At 52.8% G+C, this 16,617-nt stretch carries 15 protein-coding genes; 14 read left to right on the top strand and 1 reads right to left on the bottom strand.

The window, feature by feature from the left end:
- Positions 1 to 267: 267 nt before the first annotated feature.
- From A0U42_RS00810 to galU, 5 genes are all read left to right on the top strand, one after another.
- Positions 268 to 1,557 carry a hypothetical protein gene (locus A0U42_RS00810; protein WP_065359490.1) on the top strand — a complete coding sequence of 430 codons (1,290 nt, stop codon included), beginning with the start codon at positions 268 to 270 and terminating at the stop codon, positions 1,555 to 1,557.
- A 27-nt stretch (positions 1,558 to 1,584) separates the two neighbouring features.
- Positions 1,585 to 2,115: a dCTP deaminase gene (dcd, locus tag A0U42_RS00805; protein WP_044504001.1), complete on the top strand. Its 531-nt coding sequence runs from the start codon at positions 1,585 to 1,587 to the stop codon at positions 2,113 to 2,115.
- 13 nt (positions 2,116 to 2,128) lie between these two features.
- On the top strand, positions 2,129 to 3,109 hold the full coding sequence (locus A0U42_RS00800; RefSeq protein ID WP_065359489.1) for a P1 family peptidase: 981 nt from the start codon (positions 2,129 to 2,131) through the stop codon (positions 3,107 to 3,109).
- Between the two features lie 108 nt (positions 3,110 to 3,217).
- The gene (gene glf / locus A0U42_RS00795) at positions 3,218 to 4,312 is read left to right on the top strand and encodes a UDP-galactopyranose mutase (protein WP_065359488.1); all 1,095 of its coding nucleotides are present in this window, start codon (positions 3,218 to 3,220) and stop codon (positions 4,310 to 4,312) included.
- Positions 4,313 to 4,316: 4 nt separating this feature from the next.
- Entirely contained in the window at positions 4,317 to 5,192 is an 876-nt protein-coding gene (gene galU / locus A0U42_RS00790; RefSeq protein ID WP_044503998.1) for a UTP--glucose-1-phosphate uridylyltransferase GalU, read from the top strand.
- Here galU and tadA read toward each other — a convergent pair.
- Entirely contained in the window at positions 5,158 to 5,652 is a 495-nt protein-coding gene (gene tadA / locus A0U42_RS00785; protein WP_065359487.1) for a tRNA adenosine(34) deaminase TadA, read from the bottom strand. The two genes, galU and tadA, sit on opposite strands and share 35 nt — an antisense overlap.
- A 67-nt stretch (positions 5,653 to 5,719) precedes the next feature.
- On the opposite strand from tadA, the gene A0U42_RS00780 reads away from it, so the two are divergent.
- The 9 genes from A0U42_RS00780 (at position 5,720) to A0U42_RS00740 (ending at position 16,608) form a co-directional block, all read left to right on the top strand.
- Entirely contained in the window at positions 5,720 to 6,385 is a 666-nt protein-coding gene (locus A0U42_RS00780) for a trimeric intracellular cation channel family protein (protein WP_044503996.1), read from the top strand.
- A 56-nt stretch (positions 6,386 to 6,441) separates the two neighbouring features.
- Positions 6,442 to 8,280 carry a DUF4127 family protein gene (locus tag A0U42_RS00775; RefSeq protein ID WP_065359486.1) on the top strand — a complete coding sequence of 613 codons (1,839 nt, stop codon included), beginning with the start codon at positions 6,442 to 6,444 and terminating at the stop codon, positions 8,278 to 8,280.
- A 29-nt stretch (positions 8,281 to 8,309) separates the two neighbouring features.
- On the top strand, positions 8,310 to 9,371 hold the full coding sequence (gene mltG / locus A0U42_RS00770) for an endolytic transglycosylase MltG (RefSeq protein ID WP_065359485.1): 1,062 nt from the start codon (positions 8,310 to 8,312) through the stop codon (positions 9,369 to 9,371).
- Positions 9,368 to 9,955: an O-methyltransferase gene (locus tag A0U42_RS00765; protein ID WP_065359484.1), complete on the top strand. Its 588-nt coding sequence runs from the start codon at positions 9,368 to 9,370 to the stop codon at positions 9,953 to 9,955. Before mltG ends, A0U42_RS00765 begins: the two co-directional genes overlap by 4 nt.
- 5 nt (positions 9,956 to 9,960) lie before the next feature.
- A complete protein-coding gene (locus tag A0U42_RS00760; RefSeq protein ID WP_065359483.1) occupies positions 9,961 to 11,199 on the top strand; it encodes a U32 family peptidase in 1,239 nt (412 codons plus the stop codon).
- The gene (locus A0U42_RS00755) at positions 11,192 to 11,446 is read left to right on the top strand and encodes a DUF4911 domain-containing protein (protein WP_044503991.1); all 255 of its coding nucleotides are present in this window, start codon (positions 11,192 to 11,194) and stop codon (positions 11,444 to 11,446) included. The genes A0U42_RS00760 and A0U42_RS00755 overlap by 8 nt, the downstream gene beginning before the upstream one ends.
- Positions 11,447 to 11,853: 407 nt before the next feature.
- Positions 11,854 to 13,029, top strand: a complete 1,176-nt coding sequence (locus tag A0U42_RS00750; RefSeq protein ID WP_065359482.1) for a glucose-1-phosphate adenylyltransferase — start codon at positions 11,854 to 11,856, stop codon at positions 13,027 to 13,029.
- On the top strand, positions 13,026 to 14,147 hold the full coding sequence (glgD, locus tag A0U42_RS00745; RefSeq protein WP_065359481.1) for a glucose-1-phosphate adenylyltransferase subunit GlgD: 1,122 nt from the start codon (positions 13,026 to 13,028) through the stop codon (positions 14,145 to 14,147). The genes A0U42_RS00750 and glgD overlap by 4 nt, the downstream gene beginning before the upstream one ends.
- Positions 14,148 to 14,175: 28 nt before the next feature.
- Positions 14,176 to 16,608 carry a glycogen/starch/alpha-glucan phosphorylase gene (locus tag A0U42_RS00740; protein WP_083122090.1) on the top strand — a complete coding sequence of 811 codons (2,433 nt, stop codon included), beginning with the start codon at positions 14,176 to 14,178 and terminating at the stop codon, positions 16,606 to 16,608.
- Positions 16,609 to 16,617: the final 9 nt, after the last annotated feature.

The raw sequence follows: 16,617 nt of genomic DNA, 5'->3' as shown, positions 1-16,617 counted from the left end.
TAGATTCTGTTCCATGGAGGATGTTTTTGACGGTATGCAATTTCTCTTGAGCACATATCTTTGTTTTTCGCATTAAAAATACTCCCCTCAAGCAGCATGAGATTTTATTATTTCTCATGTCTACCTAAAGGGGAGCATATCAGTATTGTGGAAAAGCTCTTTTTTGTGTTTTCAAGGTTTTTAGGGCTGTTATGCCGAAGAGGAAGATTCTTTATGTTATAATAGGCATAATGAACACTGTGTAATAAACGGGTAGGAGGTTTTTCTATGGATTCTTTTGCAGCCCGCGAGGCTTGTCAGGAAGGCCGCTACAATGACGTCATCGCCATGTATGACAAGGCGGCGCCCGACGGCTCTTGGACGAACTGGGACTATTATTACTATGCCTATGCCCTGCGCAAAGTCAAAAATTACGCCAAGGGACGGGAAATTGCCCGGGCCGGCATCATCGCCTTTCCGGAGTTTACCAATCTCCACGGCATCTACTGCTGGTGCCTTTACTATTTATACATTAAAAAATTCGATGAACGGCTCCAGACCTTCGAAGACTTTCGCCGTGCCGTCGACGCCATCTTAAAGTACAGTCAACAAGGTCCGTACACGCCGTATACCTTAGCCGTATGGCGGATGGTTGAAGTCTTAAAGACAAAACCGCCTTCTATGGCGAATATGGCCGGTGACTATTTGCGCCGTCTCGATCCGGATCTCTTGTCTGATGAAGAAAAAAAGGTGACCCTTCGCGGACGGGAACAGGTTATCGCCTCCGATCGGGAACATTGGTATGCCCTCATGAGCCGGACCCTCATCAAGGAAGAAAAGTACGATGACTGCATTCGTCTTTGCCGAATGGCCTTGGGAATCTTTCCGGAACTGCACCACGACAACGACATTTGGTTTTCCTACCGCATCGGCCTCTGTGAGCTGCGGTTGGGACAGATTGAGGATGCCCGGCAGCGGTTTGAAGACTTATTAAAGTACAAGCAGCACTGGATCGTCTATCGCGGCCTCTTTTTTGCGGCCCAAGCCAAGGGCGACAGTGAGGCCATGCGCCGCTATGGGGCATCGGCCATGGCAGCTCCCGGCGAGCTTAAGGCTAAGGTCAACTTCCTCGTCCAGTTGGCAGGAGCCTTGGAAAATATGGGCAGTTACGATAAAGAGGCTTATGAACATTATCTCTTGGCAAAACTCATCCGGACCGAGCAAAATTGGAAAATTTCGTCCCAGCTCATCGCCAAGGTCGACAGTTATGATTATTCCCCGGCGGATCGGCCGGAACTGCTTCGCCGCCTGCAGTCTTTCTGGATGGCGGAAAAGCATGCCGGTGAGGAACAGCATACGGGGACTATCGATAAGATCCTTCCCGGCGGCAAGGCCGGTTTCATCCGGGAATACGGCGGCGGTCAGTATTATTTCCGTACAGCATCCCTGTATCGGGTCCGAGCGCAAGAAGGGGAGAAGGTCACTTTTTATGTCGAAGACTTTTTCGATATAAACAAGAAAAAACCGGCCCGTCGCGCCGTGGACATCGAGCCTGTTTTGCTATATCATAAGAAATGAAATTACCAGAGAAAGCGAGTGGCCCTTATGATCTTATCAGGCAAGGAAATTGTCAAACATTTAGGTAAAGAAATTATCATCGAACCCTTTCATCCCGAACGGGTCAATCCCAATAGCTATAATCTGTCTCTTCATAACGAACTGATGATTTACGACCATGCCGAATTGGACATGGCTAAGCCCAATCCGGCGTCGACGATTCATATTCCGGAATCGGGCTATGTCCTCCAGCCTAATACGCTCTACTTGGGCCGGACTAATGAATACACCCGGACCGACGGTTACATCCCCATGCTGGAAGGCCGGTCGTCTGTCGGTCGTCTCGGCGTATTCATCCACGTTACGGCCGGTTTTGGCGACGTCGGATTTGCCGGTTACTGGACCCTTGAAATCTTTTGTGTTCAGCCCATACGGATTTATCCCAATGTCGAAATCTGCCAGATTTACTACCACGACATCGACGGGGAATACGATAAGTATACCCACGGAAAATATCAGAACAATACGGGCATCCAGCCGAGCATGCTTTGGAAAGACTTTGAAAAGCTGAAAAAATAGGAGAGGTATGACCATGAGAGAAATCGATATTCAGGAACTGTTGTCGAAAGAAACGTTCTGCTTGGGAAGTGCTGAAGACCGAAAAGGTGGTACCGGCTGCACGGTCCTTGTCTTTCCTGAAAGCGCACCCTGTGCCGTCGACGTCCGCGGCGGCGGTCCGGCCAGTCGGGAATCGGAGCTGCTAAGTCCCATGGCGGCAGCGTCGGGCATCCATGCCATCCTCTTAAGCGGCGGCAGTGCTTTCGGCCTCAATGCGGCTACGGGGGTTATGACCTATTTGGAAGAACAGGGCATCGGCTTTGAAACGCGGATCGCCAAAGTCCCCTTAGTCGTCGCTTCGTGTATCTTTGACCTCGGATGCGGAGACGATGTCCGTCCCGATGCGGCCATGGGCTATGCCGCCTGTGATGCGGCCTTTAAAGGCGACTTCCGGGAAGGCTGCTACGGTGCCGGAACGGGGGCTACGGTCGGAAAGCTCTGCGGCCCGGACTATATGATGAAATCCGGTGTCGGTGCCTATGCCGTTTCCGTCGGAGACCTCAAAGTGGGGGCCATCGTCGTCGTCAACGCTGTCGGCGACGTCCTCGGCGAATCGGGGGAAATCCTGTCCGGCATGAGAAGCCGTGACGGCAAAGGATTTGCCGATACGCGGCGGGTCATGCTCGAAGAAGCAGGAATCACACCGACCCTCTTTTCGCAGCGAGCCGTCGGTACGACGACCAATACGACCATCGGTGCCATCGTGACCAACGGCCGCTTTGACAAGGCTCAGCTGAAAAAAATAGCCGCCCTCGGCAGCAACGGCATGGTCCGCACGATTCGACCGGTCAATACGACGGCCGACGGCGATTCCTTGTATGCAGCCAGCATCGGCACCATTTCAGCCGAAATCAGTTTGACCGGAACCCTGGCAGCTTACGCCGTCGAACACGCGGTCCGCCGTGCTGTTTTGAAGGCTGAACCGATGTACGGCATCCCCGCTTCCCTCGATTGAAGTCTGCGAAAGGACTTGGGGAGGCACTGTTTCAGCGCATCGTAATTTTTGTTATCCTAAAAGGCAGTTCAGTACAGCTGTACATTTTCTATCAGGTGGTGTTTTGCAATGTATGATTATGTCATCGTCGGCAGCGGTCTCTTTGGCGTCGTCTTTGCCCATGAAATGAAAAAAGCCGGGCGCAAGTGCCTGGTCCTGGAACGGCGAACGCACGTCGGCGGTAACGTCTACTGCGAAGAAAAAGAGGGCATCCGCATCCATCGCTATGGGGCCCATATCTTCCATACGTCGAATAAAAAAGTTTGGAACTATGTCAATCAGTTCGTCGAGTTTAATCATTACGTCAATTCGCCGGTCGCCAATTACAAAGGCGAGCTCTACAACCTGCCTTTTAATATGAATACCTTTGCCAAGATGTGGGGCATCGTGACGCCGGCGGAAGCGGCTGCCAAGATCGAAGAACAGCGTCAAAAGGCCCATATTACGGAACCGAAAAATTTAGAAGAACAGGCCATTTCCCTCATCGGTACCGATATTTATACGAAACTCATCAAGGGCTATACGGAAAAGCAGTGGGGACGGAATTGCACCGACCTTCCGGCCTTTATCATCAAGCGCCTGCCCGTCCGCTATACTTTTGACAACAACTACTTTGACGACAGCTATCAAGGGATTCCTATCGGTGGCTACAACGGCCTCATCGACGCCCTGTTAGAAGGAATCGAAGTGCGGACCGGCATCGATTACAATAAAGAACGGTCGTCTTACCTCGATATTGCCCGCAAGGTCGTGTATACCGGGCCTATCGATGAATATTTCGGCTACCGACTGGGCTGTTTGGAATACCGGGGCCTTCGCTTTGAAACACAACGCTTGGAAGAAGTCAATCATCAGGGCGTAGCCGTCATGAATTATACCGACCGGGAGACGCCGTATACGAGAGTCATCGAACACAAGCACTTTGAATTCGGAACCCAACCGGTGACCTATATCACTCGGGAATACCCGTCGGAATGGCACCGTGGGGAAGAAGCCTATTATCCGGTCAACGATGACAAGAACCAGGCCCTCTACAAGCAGTACGCCCGGCTCGCCGGCCATGAACGGAACGTCATCTTTGGCGGTCGTTTGGCTGAATATAAGTATTACGATATGGACGACGTCATTGAAAGCGCTTTGACTGTCGCTGAAAAGGAGATTTGAACAGATGCAGAAAAAAGTTCGCAAAGCCGTCATTCCGGCGGCCGGCTACGGCACGCGGTTTTTACCGGTGACCAAGGCTATCCCTAAGGAAATGATTCCTATCGTCGATAAACCGGTCATCCAGTATATCGTCGAAGAAGCCCTGCAAAGCGGCATTGAAGAAATTTTAATCATCACCGGCCACGGAAAACGGGCCATTGAAGACCACTTCGATACCAATATCGACCTCGAACTGCAGCTGCGCCAGCAGGGGAAGACCCGCCTCTTACGGATGGTACAGGATATTTCCAGTATCAACGTCCACTATATCCGGCAAAAGCATATGCGCGGTCTCGGCGACGCCATCCGTTGTGCCGAATCCTTTATCGATAATGAACCTTTTGCCGTCCTCTTAGGCGACGATATCGTCTATGAACCGGAGCGGCCGGCCCTGCGTCAGATGATCGAGGCCTTCAGCGAAGTCGGCTCGACCCTCCTCGGCTGCCAGGAAGTACCCCTCGACCAGGTATCGCGTTACGGCATCGTCCACGGGATGCCGACGAAAGACGAACGCATCGTGCGGCTCATCGATATGATTGAAAAACCGTCTGTCGAAGAAGCGCCGAGTCGGTTGGCTGCCCTCGGACGCTATATCCTGACGCCGGATATCTTTGAAATCCTGCGCCGCGTCCAGCCCGGGAAGAACGGTGAAATCCAGCTTACCGATGCCCTGCGCCTCATGGCCGACCGCGAAGGCGTCTATGCCTATACCTTTACGGGAACCAGTTATGATGCCGGCAATAAGCTGGGCTTTTTGAAGGCCACTGTCGAATACGCCCTGCGTCGTGACGACTTGGGCCATGATTTCAAGGCTTATCTGAAGGACTTGTTGAAGGGATAACCGTTTCTTTCTTACGCCGCTCTTTGAAGAAACTTTTCATAAGGGCGGCGCATTCTTCCGCACGGACCCCGGCTGTGACGACGGCGGCGTGATTGAGACTGTCGCTGTCGATGAGGTGAAAGAGGGAACGGGCAGCCCCGGCCTTGGGGTCGTCGCAGCCGTAGACGACCCGGTCCAGGCGGCTGTTTACGATGGCGCCGGCACACATGGGGCACGGCTCGACCGTGACGTATAGGGTACAGCCTGTCAGGCGCCAGCGATTCAGTGCGCGACAGGCTTTTTCAATGGCCAACAGTTCGGCGTGAGCCGTGGCACAGGGAAGGGATTCCCGCAGGTTATAGGCTCGGGCGATGACCTTTTTCTGATAGACAATGACGGCGCCGATGGGTATTTCTCCGACGGCATAGGCGGTCTTGGCTTCGGCGAGGGCCTTGCCCATATAAAATTCATCTTTAGTCATGATGATCTCCTTAGTAATTAACATGGTTCATTTATCATATCACGAAAGAGAGGGAAGGGGAATTCCTATGGATGCGATTTGGTGGCATATTTTTGACTTATTGGGGACGACGGCCTTTGCTGTATCCGGCGTTTTTGCAGCCCTTTCCCGGCGCATGGATCTGTTCGGCATCTTCGTCCTCAGCGCAGCGACGGCTGTCGGCGGCGGCATCGTCCGTGACATCCTCATCGGCAATATTCCGCCGGCGGCCTTTAAAAACAGCATTTACCTATGGATTATATTAGGTTCCATCGTTATCGTTACCTTGACCGTCCGCTACTTCAATATCCACATGTGGCGCCGCTTTATGGGTCATCTGTCGGCCATCTACCTCTTGTGTGATGCCATTGGCCTGGGTTCCTTTACCGTAACCGGGACCCTTCTCGGCTGTTATTATTATCCTGATTACTGGATTTTAGATATTACCCTCGGTGTCCTCACGGCCGTCGGCGGCGGCGTCATCCGCGACGTCTTGGCCGGACGGATTCCGGTCGTCCTGCGGACTGAAGTCTATGCTACGGCGTCGCTCCTCGGCAGTGTCCTCTTGTACGGCGCCGTCATTCCCTTTGAAGTGCCTTTTGAAGTGGGGGCCATCGTCAGTTTTTCGGTTACCGTTGCCATCCGGTTGGTTGCCATTCGCTTCCACCTCAATGTGCCCCGCATCCGCCGTAAGAAGCAAGGTTCTTCTTTTTAGAGGGCAGATGTGCTATAATAAAAAATACTTGTTTTTTCTTACGATAGGAGGATAATGTGAATCTGTTACAGAAGGCAGTCAGCATGGCCGTCGTATCCCTGTTCCTGTGTGCTACGCCGTCGACACTGGCTAAGACGATTTTATACGTACCACAGGACGACCGGCCTGTAGATTACGAATATACGGTCAGTACGGCAGAATCGGCAGGCTATACGATTTTGACGCCGCCCGCACAGTATCTGTCGGGCATGAATTTCCACGGTTCGCCGGATCGGCTCATGTCTTGGGTAGAGAATAACGCGAATAAAGCCGATGCCATGGTCCTGTCCATCGATTCTTTAGTCTACGGCGGTCTCGTCGATTCCCGGAAGCACAACCTTCCCATGTCGACCCTCTTGACGCGCCTTGAAAGAGTAGAAGCCCTGCACAAGGCCAATACCAAAGTGCCCCTCTACGTATTCAGCACGGTCATGCGCAGTCCCTGGGCCGGCGGCAAGGGAGTTGAACCGGACTACTACCTGACCATGGGCTCCGATATCTATCAATTAGCCTCTCTTCAGGCCAAGATGGATGAAGAAGGGCTCAATCCTCAGGAACGGAACGATTGGTTCGCTATCATGCGCCGTATTCCCATGGAATACCTGCAGGATTGGTACAATCGGCGCCGCAAGAATATGAGCATCAACTATCGGCTCATCGACGATGCTCGAAAAGGCGTCTTTACCTACTATAGCCTGGGCCACGACGACAACTCGGTCAGCACCCAGTCGTCTTTAGAATCGAAGTATCTCGAAATGGCCGGCCAAGGCATTCCTAAGACATCCTTCGGTTCCTTCCCCGGCGCCGACCAGTTGGGATTGCTGCTCATTACGAGAGCCAGCAACGACTTCAATAATTATCATCCGAAAATTTCCGTCATCTACCCCTTGGGCGGGGGAGAAAAGACGGTCCCTCGCTATGACGGGCAGGCCATCGGCAAGACCATTGCCTCTCACGTCGAAGCCATTGGCGGCACGATTGTCGACAATGAACGGCCGGATCTCCTGCTTGCCGTCAATACGCCGCTGACTACAACGACGACGGAATCGGCAAATTTTGAAAACTTCCCGATCATGCTCCAGTCGACGAAAGACTTCCTGAACCAGATTGAAAAGGCGGTCAACCTCAATATACCGGTCAGCCTCGTCGATATGGCCTTTTCCAACGGCTCGGATAACACCTTGGTCTACGGCCTCTACCAGGACAAGATGATGTATCGCCTGGCCGCGTACAACGGCTGGAATACGGCCAGCAACTCCGTCGGCTACGGACTGTCTCAGGGCGTCCTCGCCAAGTATATGACTCCCGCTGACCACCGCGACATGCTGACCACGCAGTATCTCGACAACTGGGCCTACCAGGCCAATGTCCGCGACTACGTCACCCGCATGGATCAAAAACTCGAAGCCCATACCATCACGCCGGTGTACGCTTCGCGGAACCAAGAACTGCAGAGCCTGGCCAAAACACAGCTCCAGCGCTATGCGTCGACCTACCTCGGTGTCGACCCGCGGACCATTGACGTCACCTTGCCTTGGCAGCGCCTGTTCGAAGTCTACGTCGACGTCAAAAAGACGCCGTCCGTATCCCTTGAAGCCGATGTGCGCCAAGGGATCAATAACCAGCGCCTTCAGAACCTGGCCAATAACGTCGCCGCAGCCCAAGCTCAGCTCGATGCGGCCCAGACCGTCGATGAAGACGGCACAGTAGTTCCGCCGGATCCGGCCGTTCAGGCTCAGCTCCAGGCTGCCAAAGACGCTGCCCAGGCGCAGTACGATAAGGAACAGCAGGCCCAGGCCATGAGCCGCAGTGAAGAAAAGGCTCAGCAAAGCCGTACTTGGACTGCCGACCGTTAACCCGATAAAAAGGATTGATAAAGGAGAATATGGAAACAAACGATATGACCTCGAAGGAAATTAAAAACACAGCTCCCGTGCCATCCCCTAAGCCTCCGCGTAAGAGACTTAAAAAAATCTTGACCGGGTGCCTCATCGCCGCGGCCGCCGTCGTGCTCTATGGCTTTTTCGGCCCGAACTTCCTCTTGCCCTATACCAGCGGCTATCTCCATGTTCGCAGTGACATGACGGCAGCCGACGTCGGCGATGCTTTGACAGATAAGGGCTATATTGCAAGTCCTTTATGGTTCCGCGCAGCGGCCATGGCGACCGGTCAGGCCGGCTCGATCCACGCCGGAGAATATACCTTTAACTCGCGAATGAGCGTCTTTACGATTTTACAGAAACTGGCCAGCGGCAAGTCTGAAGCTGACCGGCTCGTCGTGCCCGAAGGGTATACGGTATGGAATATTGCCAAAGCCGTCGCTGCCAATGGCCGTATCAGCGAAGCGGACTTTTTAAAGGCGGCTGCGTCGGACGCCCAGCTTTTTCCGTATATGAAGGGCAACCGGCAAGTGACCTTTGCCACGGAAGGCTTCTTATTTCCCGATACGTATTTCATCCCTTACGATGCGACAGCCGACGACGTCGTGGCCATGATGTTGAAGAATTTCGATAAGCATCTGACGCCGGCTATGAAAGAGCGCATTGCCAAGAAGAATATGTCCATCTACCAGTTCGTCACCTTGGCATCACTCATCGAAAAGGAAGCTAAATTCGAACCGGATCGGCCCCTTATCGCTTCGGTCTTTGAAAACCGCCTGCGCATCGGCATGAAACTCCAGTCCGATGCCAGCATTGCCTACGCCATGGGCAACCACAAGGCGGAGTACAGCATCAGTGAGACCCAGTACGATTCGCCGTACAATACCTACGTCTATGAAGGCCTGCCGCCGGGACCGATCGGAAACCCCGGTCTTCCCAGCATGGAAGCTATTTTAGATGCGCCGACGACGAATTATCTCTACTTCGTCGCCGATAAGGACGGGCATAACTACTTTGCCGCAACGTATGACGAACACATGAAGAATGTACAGGAGCATATGCCATGAGTCTGATCTGTGAGATTAAGGCTTATGCCGAAAGAGAAGGGCTTCCTATCCTCAGGGACAGTGAAGTCCCTCTTTTTGAACGTATCATAGCTAACCAACGGCCGGTGAAGGTCCTTGAAATCGGGACCTGCATCGGCTATTCGGCCCTTCGCATGGCGCCTTTTCTCGGCGACGGCGGTACGATTACGACCATCGAATTTGATGAAGGGCGTTGGCAAAAGGCACGGGACTTTATCGGCCGCTCTCCTTATAAGGGCGTCATTACGGCGCTCTTAGGAGACGGAACGGAACTTTCCGGAAGCCTCTCTGGGCCGTGGGACCTGGTTTTTCTCGACGGGCCCAAAGGACAGTATGTCCGCCAGCTTCGGCAGCTCATGCCGAAACTTTTACCCGGGGCCCTTATCATAGCCGACAACATCGGCTATCATGAGATGTTTTATATCGAAGGCACCTTGCCCCACAAACACCGGACGGCCATCAGCCGCCTGCGGGAATTTATGGCCCTTATCGAAGATCGGGCACATTTTGAAACGGTGTTTTTTGAAAATGGAGACGGCATGACCGTTTCACGATGGAAAGGATAAGATACATGGGAAAAATAGAATTGCTGGCTCCGGCCGGCAGTATGGATAAATTGAAAATGGCCTTCTTATACGGCGCCGATGCCGTCTACTTAGGCGGGAAATCCTTCGGCCTGCGGGCTTTCAGTGACAACTTTTCAAATGAAGAATTGAAAGAAGCCGTCGACTACGCCCATTCCTTGGGCAAACGGATCCACGTCACGGTCAATATCTTCCCGCATAATGAAGATTTGGAAGGCCTTCCGGAATACCTCATCTACCTTCGCGATATCGGCGTCGACGCCGTTCTCATCGCCGATCCGGGCATCTTTGCCTTGGCTCGCCAGCTGGTACCGGATCTTCCGATTCACATTTCGACTCAGGGCAATACGACCAACTGGGCTTCGGTGAAATTTTGGGCCGACAATGGGGCGGCGCGAGTCGTCATGGCCCGCGAAGTCAGCCTGGCCGACGTCAAGACCATTCACGAAAAAGTGCCGCATGTCGAACTTGAAGGCTTCGTCCACGGTGCGATGTGTATTTCTTATTCCGGCCGCTGCCTGCTGAGCAACTACTTTACGCAGGGGGACCGCGATTCCAACCGCGGCGAATGCGTCCAGTGCTGCCGCTTTAAGTACAACGTCGTCGAAGAAAAACGGCCGGGTCAGTATTTCCCCGTCGTCGAAGATGAACGGGGGACTTATATTTTCAACTCGAAAGATTTGTGCATGCTGCCGTATCTGCCGGACCTCTACGACGCCGGCCTGTCGAGCCTCAAAATCGAAGGCCGCATGAAGAGTATCCATTACGTGGCAACGGTGACCAAGGTCTACCGCGAAGCCCTCGACGCCTATGAAGCCGATCCCGAACACTTCACGGTCCGCCCGGAATGGCTCGATGAATTGGAAAAAATCTCCCACCGGCCTTATACCCGCGGCTTCTCCGTATCGCGGCCGACGGAGGCCGACCAGGTCTACAGTGAATCGAGCAATACCCAGACCCACGACTTCATCGGCTTGGTCCGCTCCTATGATGCCGAAAAGGGGATTGCCTGGATTGAACAGCGGAACCACTTCAAAGTCGGGCAGACCGTCGAGTTTTTGCAGCCCAAAGGCCATTTAGTCACCTGCACCATCGGCTCCATCATCAATGAAGACGGGGAAGCCCTCGATGCCGCCCGCCATCCGCGGCAGCTCGTGGGGGTGGCCATTTCCGAGCCCCTTGAAGCCTGCTCCATGATGCGCCGTCAGGTAGAAGACCATGCTTGATGCCGATTGGGTCTACTTTCGCGTGGCGCCGACGGACATGACCTTCGTCAACCGCATTATCGAAGGCTGCGGCTACCTCGGTGTCGTCACCGCCCTCGATGGAAAAGCGGGGATCGGCTTCGTCCGGACGACGGCCGATACGGCAGGGGAGACACGCGACGTTTTAAAAGACCTTCCCATTCCTGTCGAGATCCTGTCCTTTGAACAGGTCCTGAAAAGAACGAATCAGACGAATGAAAAAGGCTGATAAACGTAAGGTATTTTTTTAGTAAAATTTATAGTTATACGTTTATCCGATTAGAGACAATCTCTTGAGAGATTGTCTCTTTTTTTGCTGTTTTCGCTTGCGGGACGAAAACGCTCCGAAATTAGTGCCTGCTTTGCTCGTTTTGGCTGATAATAGTTCCTGATTGTAGTCAAATTATAAAGGAAAATGAAAAATTGTGATATTTGTTACCCTATTTTTAATCGTTATCCCTTTAAATTTCTAACAGATTTGGTGTATAATTAATACTATAATCATAAAATGAATGGCTGTATATATTATATTGTATGTAATGTGTACGGTCCGATGCAGGTCCGTCAGCTCATCTTCGACATAGGGCATTCCTTTTCACCGTCCGCCGGACCGAAGTCGCGTTAGGAGGCGCTTTTATGAAAAAATCTAATTGCCTGGCTATGATCCTGGCTGGTGGGAAGGGGAGCCGTCTTGGCGTCCTGACCAAAGACCAAGCCAAGCCGGGCCTCTTGTTCGGAGGAAAATACCGCATTATCGACTTCCCTTTGAGCAACTGCCGTAATTCCGGCATCGATACGGTCGGTATCCTGACCCAATATCAGCCTCTCGAACTGAACTGGTACATCGGTAACGGCAGTTCATGGAACCTCGATTCCAATCGAGGCGGTACCTATGTCCTGCCGCCTTATCAGAGCGACGGCGGTTCTAACTGGTATCGCGGTACGGCCGACGCCATCTATCAGAATCTGAATTTCGTCGATATGGTCGGTGACGACTACGTCCTCATCTTGTCCGGCGACCATGTCTATTCCATGGATTACGACAAGATGCTCAATTTCCACAAGAAGCATAAGGCTCAGGTTACCATCGGTACTATCCGCGTCCCCTGGGACGAAGCCAGCCGCTTCGGCATCATGGTCGCTGATGAAGACATGCGCATCAACAAGTTCCAGGAAAAACCGGCCAAGCCCGAAAGCAATTTGGCTTCCATGGGCATCTACATCTTTGACCGGGCCGTCCTCGAAGAGTATCTCCGGGCCGACGCCAAAGATGAAAAGTCAGAACATGACTTCGGGAAAAATGTCATTCCTACCATGCTGGCCGATCAGGTTCCGCTCTACGCCTATCCCTTTGAAGGCTACTGGAAGGATGTCGGTACCATCGACAGCCTCTGGCAGGCCAACATGGACCTTTTGGCAGATGAACCGCCCATCAATCTTCGGGACAGCAAGTGGCGCATCTATTCGGGAAACCAGAGTTTTCCGCCTCATCTCATCGGACCTAACGGGTCGGCCAAGAGTTCTCTCATCGCCGAAGGCTCTGAAATACTCGGCAATGTCAGCAATTCCGTCATTTTCTACGGCGTTACCATCAAGGAAGGGGCTAAGGTCACCAATTCCGTTATCATGCCCGGCACCGTCATTGAAGAGAACGCCGTCATCGACAAGGCCATCTTAGGGGAACGATGCCATATCTATCCCGGTGCCGTCCTGCGCAATAAAGACGGCTCTGTTGCCGTTCTCGGCCGTAAGGCAAAGCTTACCGACGGAGAACCGGAAGACGTTACCGTGAAAGGGGAAGACTCGCTATGAACAGCAATATGATCGGTCTCATCAACATGCGTGAAGACCGCCCGTTAAAGGAAATCAATGATACACGCCCCTTGGCGACCCTTCCCATTGGCGGCAAGTATCGCCTCATCGACTTTACCCTGTCGAACATGGTCAATGCCGGCATCGAAAACGTCGGCCTCATGCTTTCGAGTCAGTCGCGGTCGGTCCTTGATCATATCCGTTCCGGGAAGGAATGGGGATTGGCTCATAAGGGGGACGGCCTGTTTTACCTGCCGGAAGAACGGGTCGACATCGAAAATCCCGTCGAAGGCGACATCGCCGCTTATTACCGCAACCTGATTTTTATCCGGCGGGCCAATAAGCGCTACGCTCTGCTGTCGGGCTGCGACATGGTGCAGAACATCGACTACGATGAAGTCCTGCACTTCCATCGCCGCCACAATGCCGACGTAACCCTTATTTATCAGAAACAGCAGTATGATTTTAATCGCGAAGGCTATGTACTGACCATCGATACGGACTGCACCGACCGGGTCCGGGCCATCGACTCCAAGATGGAAGTCAAAGCCGGGGACAACCTCTACCAGCGCGGCATCATCATCGACTGCGACGTCCTCCAGGACTGCATCCGCCGGGCCTACTCTAAAGGGTATACCCATCTCATTACCGATGTATTCCCGCGAAACGTCGACCGCCTGCGCATTTTCGGGTATAATTATCAAGGGTACGCCAAACGGATCGATTCACTCCAATCGTATTTTGAAGTCAACATGGATCTGCGCGACAGCCGCATTTGGCACGAACTGCTTTTAAAAGACTTGGATCACCGTATTTATACCAAGATCAAAGACGAAGCTCCGGCTAAGTACATGGAAGAATCCCACGTTTCCAACTCCCTCGTAGCCAACGGCTGCATCATCGAAGGGCGCGTTGAAAACTCGATCCTCTTCCGCCGCGTCCGGGTCGGAAAGAATGCGGTCGTCCGCAACAGCATCATCATGCAGCACTCGGTCATCGGTGACGACGCCCAGCTTGACTACGTCGTCTGCGATAAGAATTCGGTCATCCAGCCGGAAGCCGACTTACAGCGTACCGCCGATGATCTGTTGTGCATTGGCAAATGTTCCGTACGTTAGTGTTTTGACAAAAGGGGATAATAAGCATATGAAAACATGGCAGGACAAGGAAGAATTCAAAAGGTTGTTTACCGACAAAGCCTACCGACTGTGGGAAAAGGAATTGCAAGAGTTAACCTTGAACGAAGTCTATCAGACCATTGCCTACATGATCCGCGATCTGGTCAGTGAAGATTGGATCCGTACCAACCAATCCTATGCTGCGAAAAAAGTCAAACAAGTCTATTATTTTTCCATTGAATTTCTCATGGGCCGCTTGTTGGAATCGAATCTCCTCAATGTCGATATGGACAACATCTGCCGGGACGGTTTGAAGGACCTCGGTTGGGATCTCGAAGACGTCATCCCGGCCGAACGCGATCCCGGCCTCGGGAATGGGGGACTCGGCCGGCTGGCAGCCTGCTTCATCGACTCCCTGGCCGCCTTGTCCCTTCCCGGTCACGGCAACAGCATCCGTTATCAGTACGGCCTGTTTAACCAGCGCATCGTCGATAACCAGCAGGTCGAGCTGCCCGATAACTGGCTGGTCAAAGGCTATCCTTGGGAGGTCAAGAAAGTCGACAAGGCCGTCTACGTCCGCTTTGGCGGCAATGCCTATATGCGGCCTACCGGTGACGGTAGCCTCGAATGTGTTCACGAACAGTTCTCGACGGTCAAGGCCGTTCCGTATGACGTGCCGGTCATCGGCTTTCAAAACGATACGGTCAATACCCTTCGTCTGTGGCGGGCCGAGTATTCCCGGGAAGAAATGTATAAGGAACTGTCTATGGGTGACCGGCACCGGGCCTTCCGCTACAAAGACAGCGTCCAACAGATTTCCCGTTTTCTCTATCCCGATGACAGCACCGAAGACGGACGCCGCCTGCGCCTGATGCAGGAATACTTCTTCGTATCGGCCGGCGTCCAAAGTATTGTCCGCCATTATAAGAAAAAATACGGAGAAAGCCTCTATCGTTTCGACCAATACGTTGCCATCCATATCAACGATACCCATCCGGCTCTGGTTATCCCCGAGCTGATGCGCATCTTCATGGATGAAGAAGGCCTCTCGTGGCAGGCCGCCTGGGATATTACCGTCCGGACCGTCGCTTATACCAATCACACGATCCTTCCGGAAGCCCTGGAAAAATGGTCCATTCCCATGTTTAAGGACCTCTTGCCGCGAATTTATTTAATTATTGAAGAAATTAACAACCGTTGGCTCCGAGAAGTCCGCCGTCTCTATCCGGGCGATGAAAATAAGGCCCGTGACGTAGCCATCTTGTGGGACGGGCAGATTCACATGGCGCACCTCTCGGTCCTCGGCAGTCACAGCGTCAACGGCGTCGCCGAAATCCATTCGCAGATCTTGAAGGATTCGACGCTGCACCAATTCTATACCTGTTTCCCGCACCGCTTTTCCAATAAGACCAACGGCATTTCCCATCGGCGCTGGCTCATCGAGGCCAATCCGAAACTGGCGTCCCTCATCGACGATACGATCGGTGACAAGTGGCGTAAGACGCCGTCGCGTTTGGCCGACCTCATGGCCTATAAAGACGACGCTTCCTTTAAGGAAAAGCTGGCCAAGGTCAAGACCGAACGCAAGGAATGGCTGGCCCGCTACATTCGGGACAAGTATAATCAGGATATCCGGACCGATTCCATCTTCGATATTCAGATCAAGCGCATTCATTTATACAAACGCCAGACCTTGAATATCCTCCATATCCTGCACCTCTACTTCCTCTTAAAGGACAATCCGTCCCTGACCATTACCCCGCGGACCTATCTCTTCGGCGGCAAGGCCGCAGCCAGTTACGGCGAAGCCAAGGAAACGATTCGCCTGATTAACGTCATCGCCCGCATGATCAATGGCGACCGGACGGTCAGCCAGCAGCTGAAGGTCCTGTTCTTGGAAAATTACAACGTATCCCTGGGACAGCTCCTCTTCCCGGCCGCCGACGTCAGCGAACAGATTTCGACAGCCGGCAAGGAAGCGTCCGGGACGGGGAATATGAAATTCATGATGAACGGAGCCATTACCCTAGGGACCATGGACGGGGCCAACGTCGAAATCCACGATCTCGTCGGTGACGACAACTGCGTCATCTTTGGCCTCCGAGCCGATGAAGTCATGAATTACTATATTCGCGGCGGTTATTCGTCTTGGAAGATGTACAGCAGTGATTCCGATATACGGCGCCTCATGGATGCCCTCGTCGACGGAACTCTGGGCGGTGAAAGTTTCGATCTGCTCTATGAATCACTCCTCGATAAGAACGACGAATACTTCGTCTTGAAAGATTTTAAAGCCTACTGTGAGGCACAGCAGGAAATTGCCAAGCGGTATGGACATAAATCAGATTGGTGGCGGTCCAGTGTCGTCAATATTGCCCAGTCGGGATATTTCTCCAGTGACCGGACGATCAAGCAGTACGCCGACGATATTTGGCACATCAAGCCATCTAAGCACGACTGAAAGACAGGG

Source organism: Megasphaera sp. DISK 18 (assembly GCF_001682955.1).
GTDB classification, from domain to species: Bacteria; Bacillota; Negativicutes; order Veillonellales; family Megasphaeraceae; genus Megasphaera; species Megasphaera massiliensis.
This window is presented reverse-complemented; position numbering and strand designations above follow the sequence as displayed.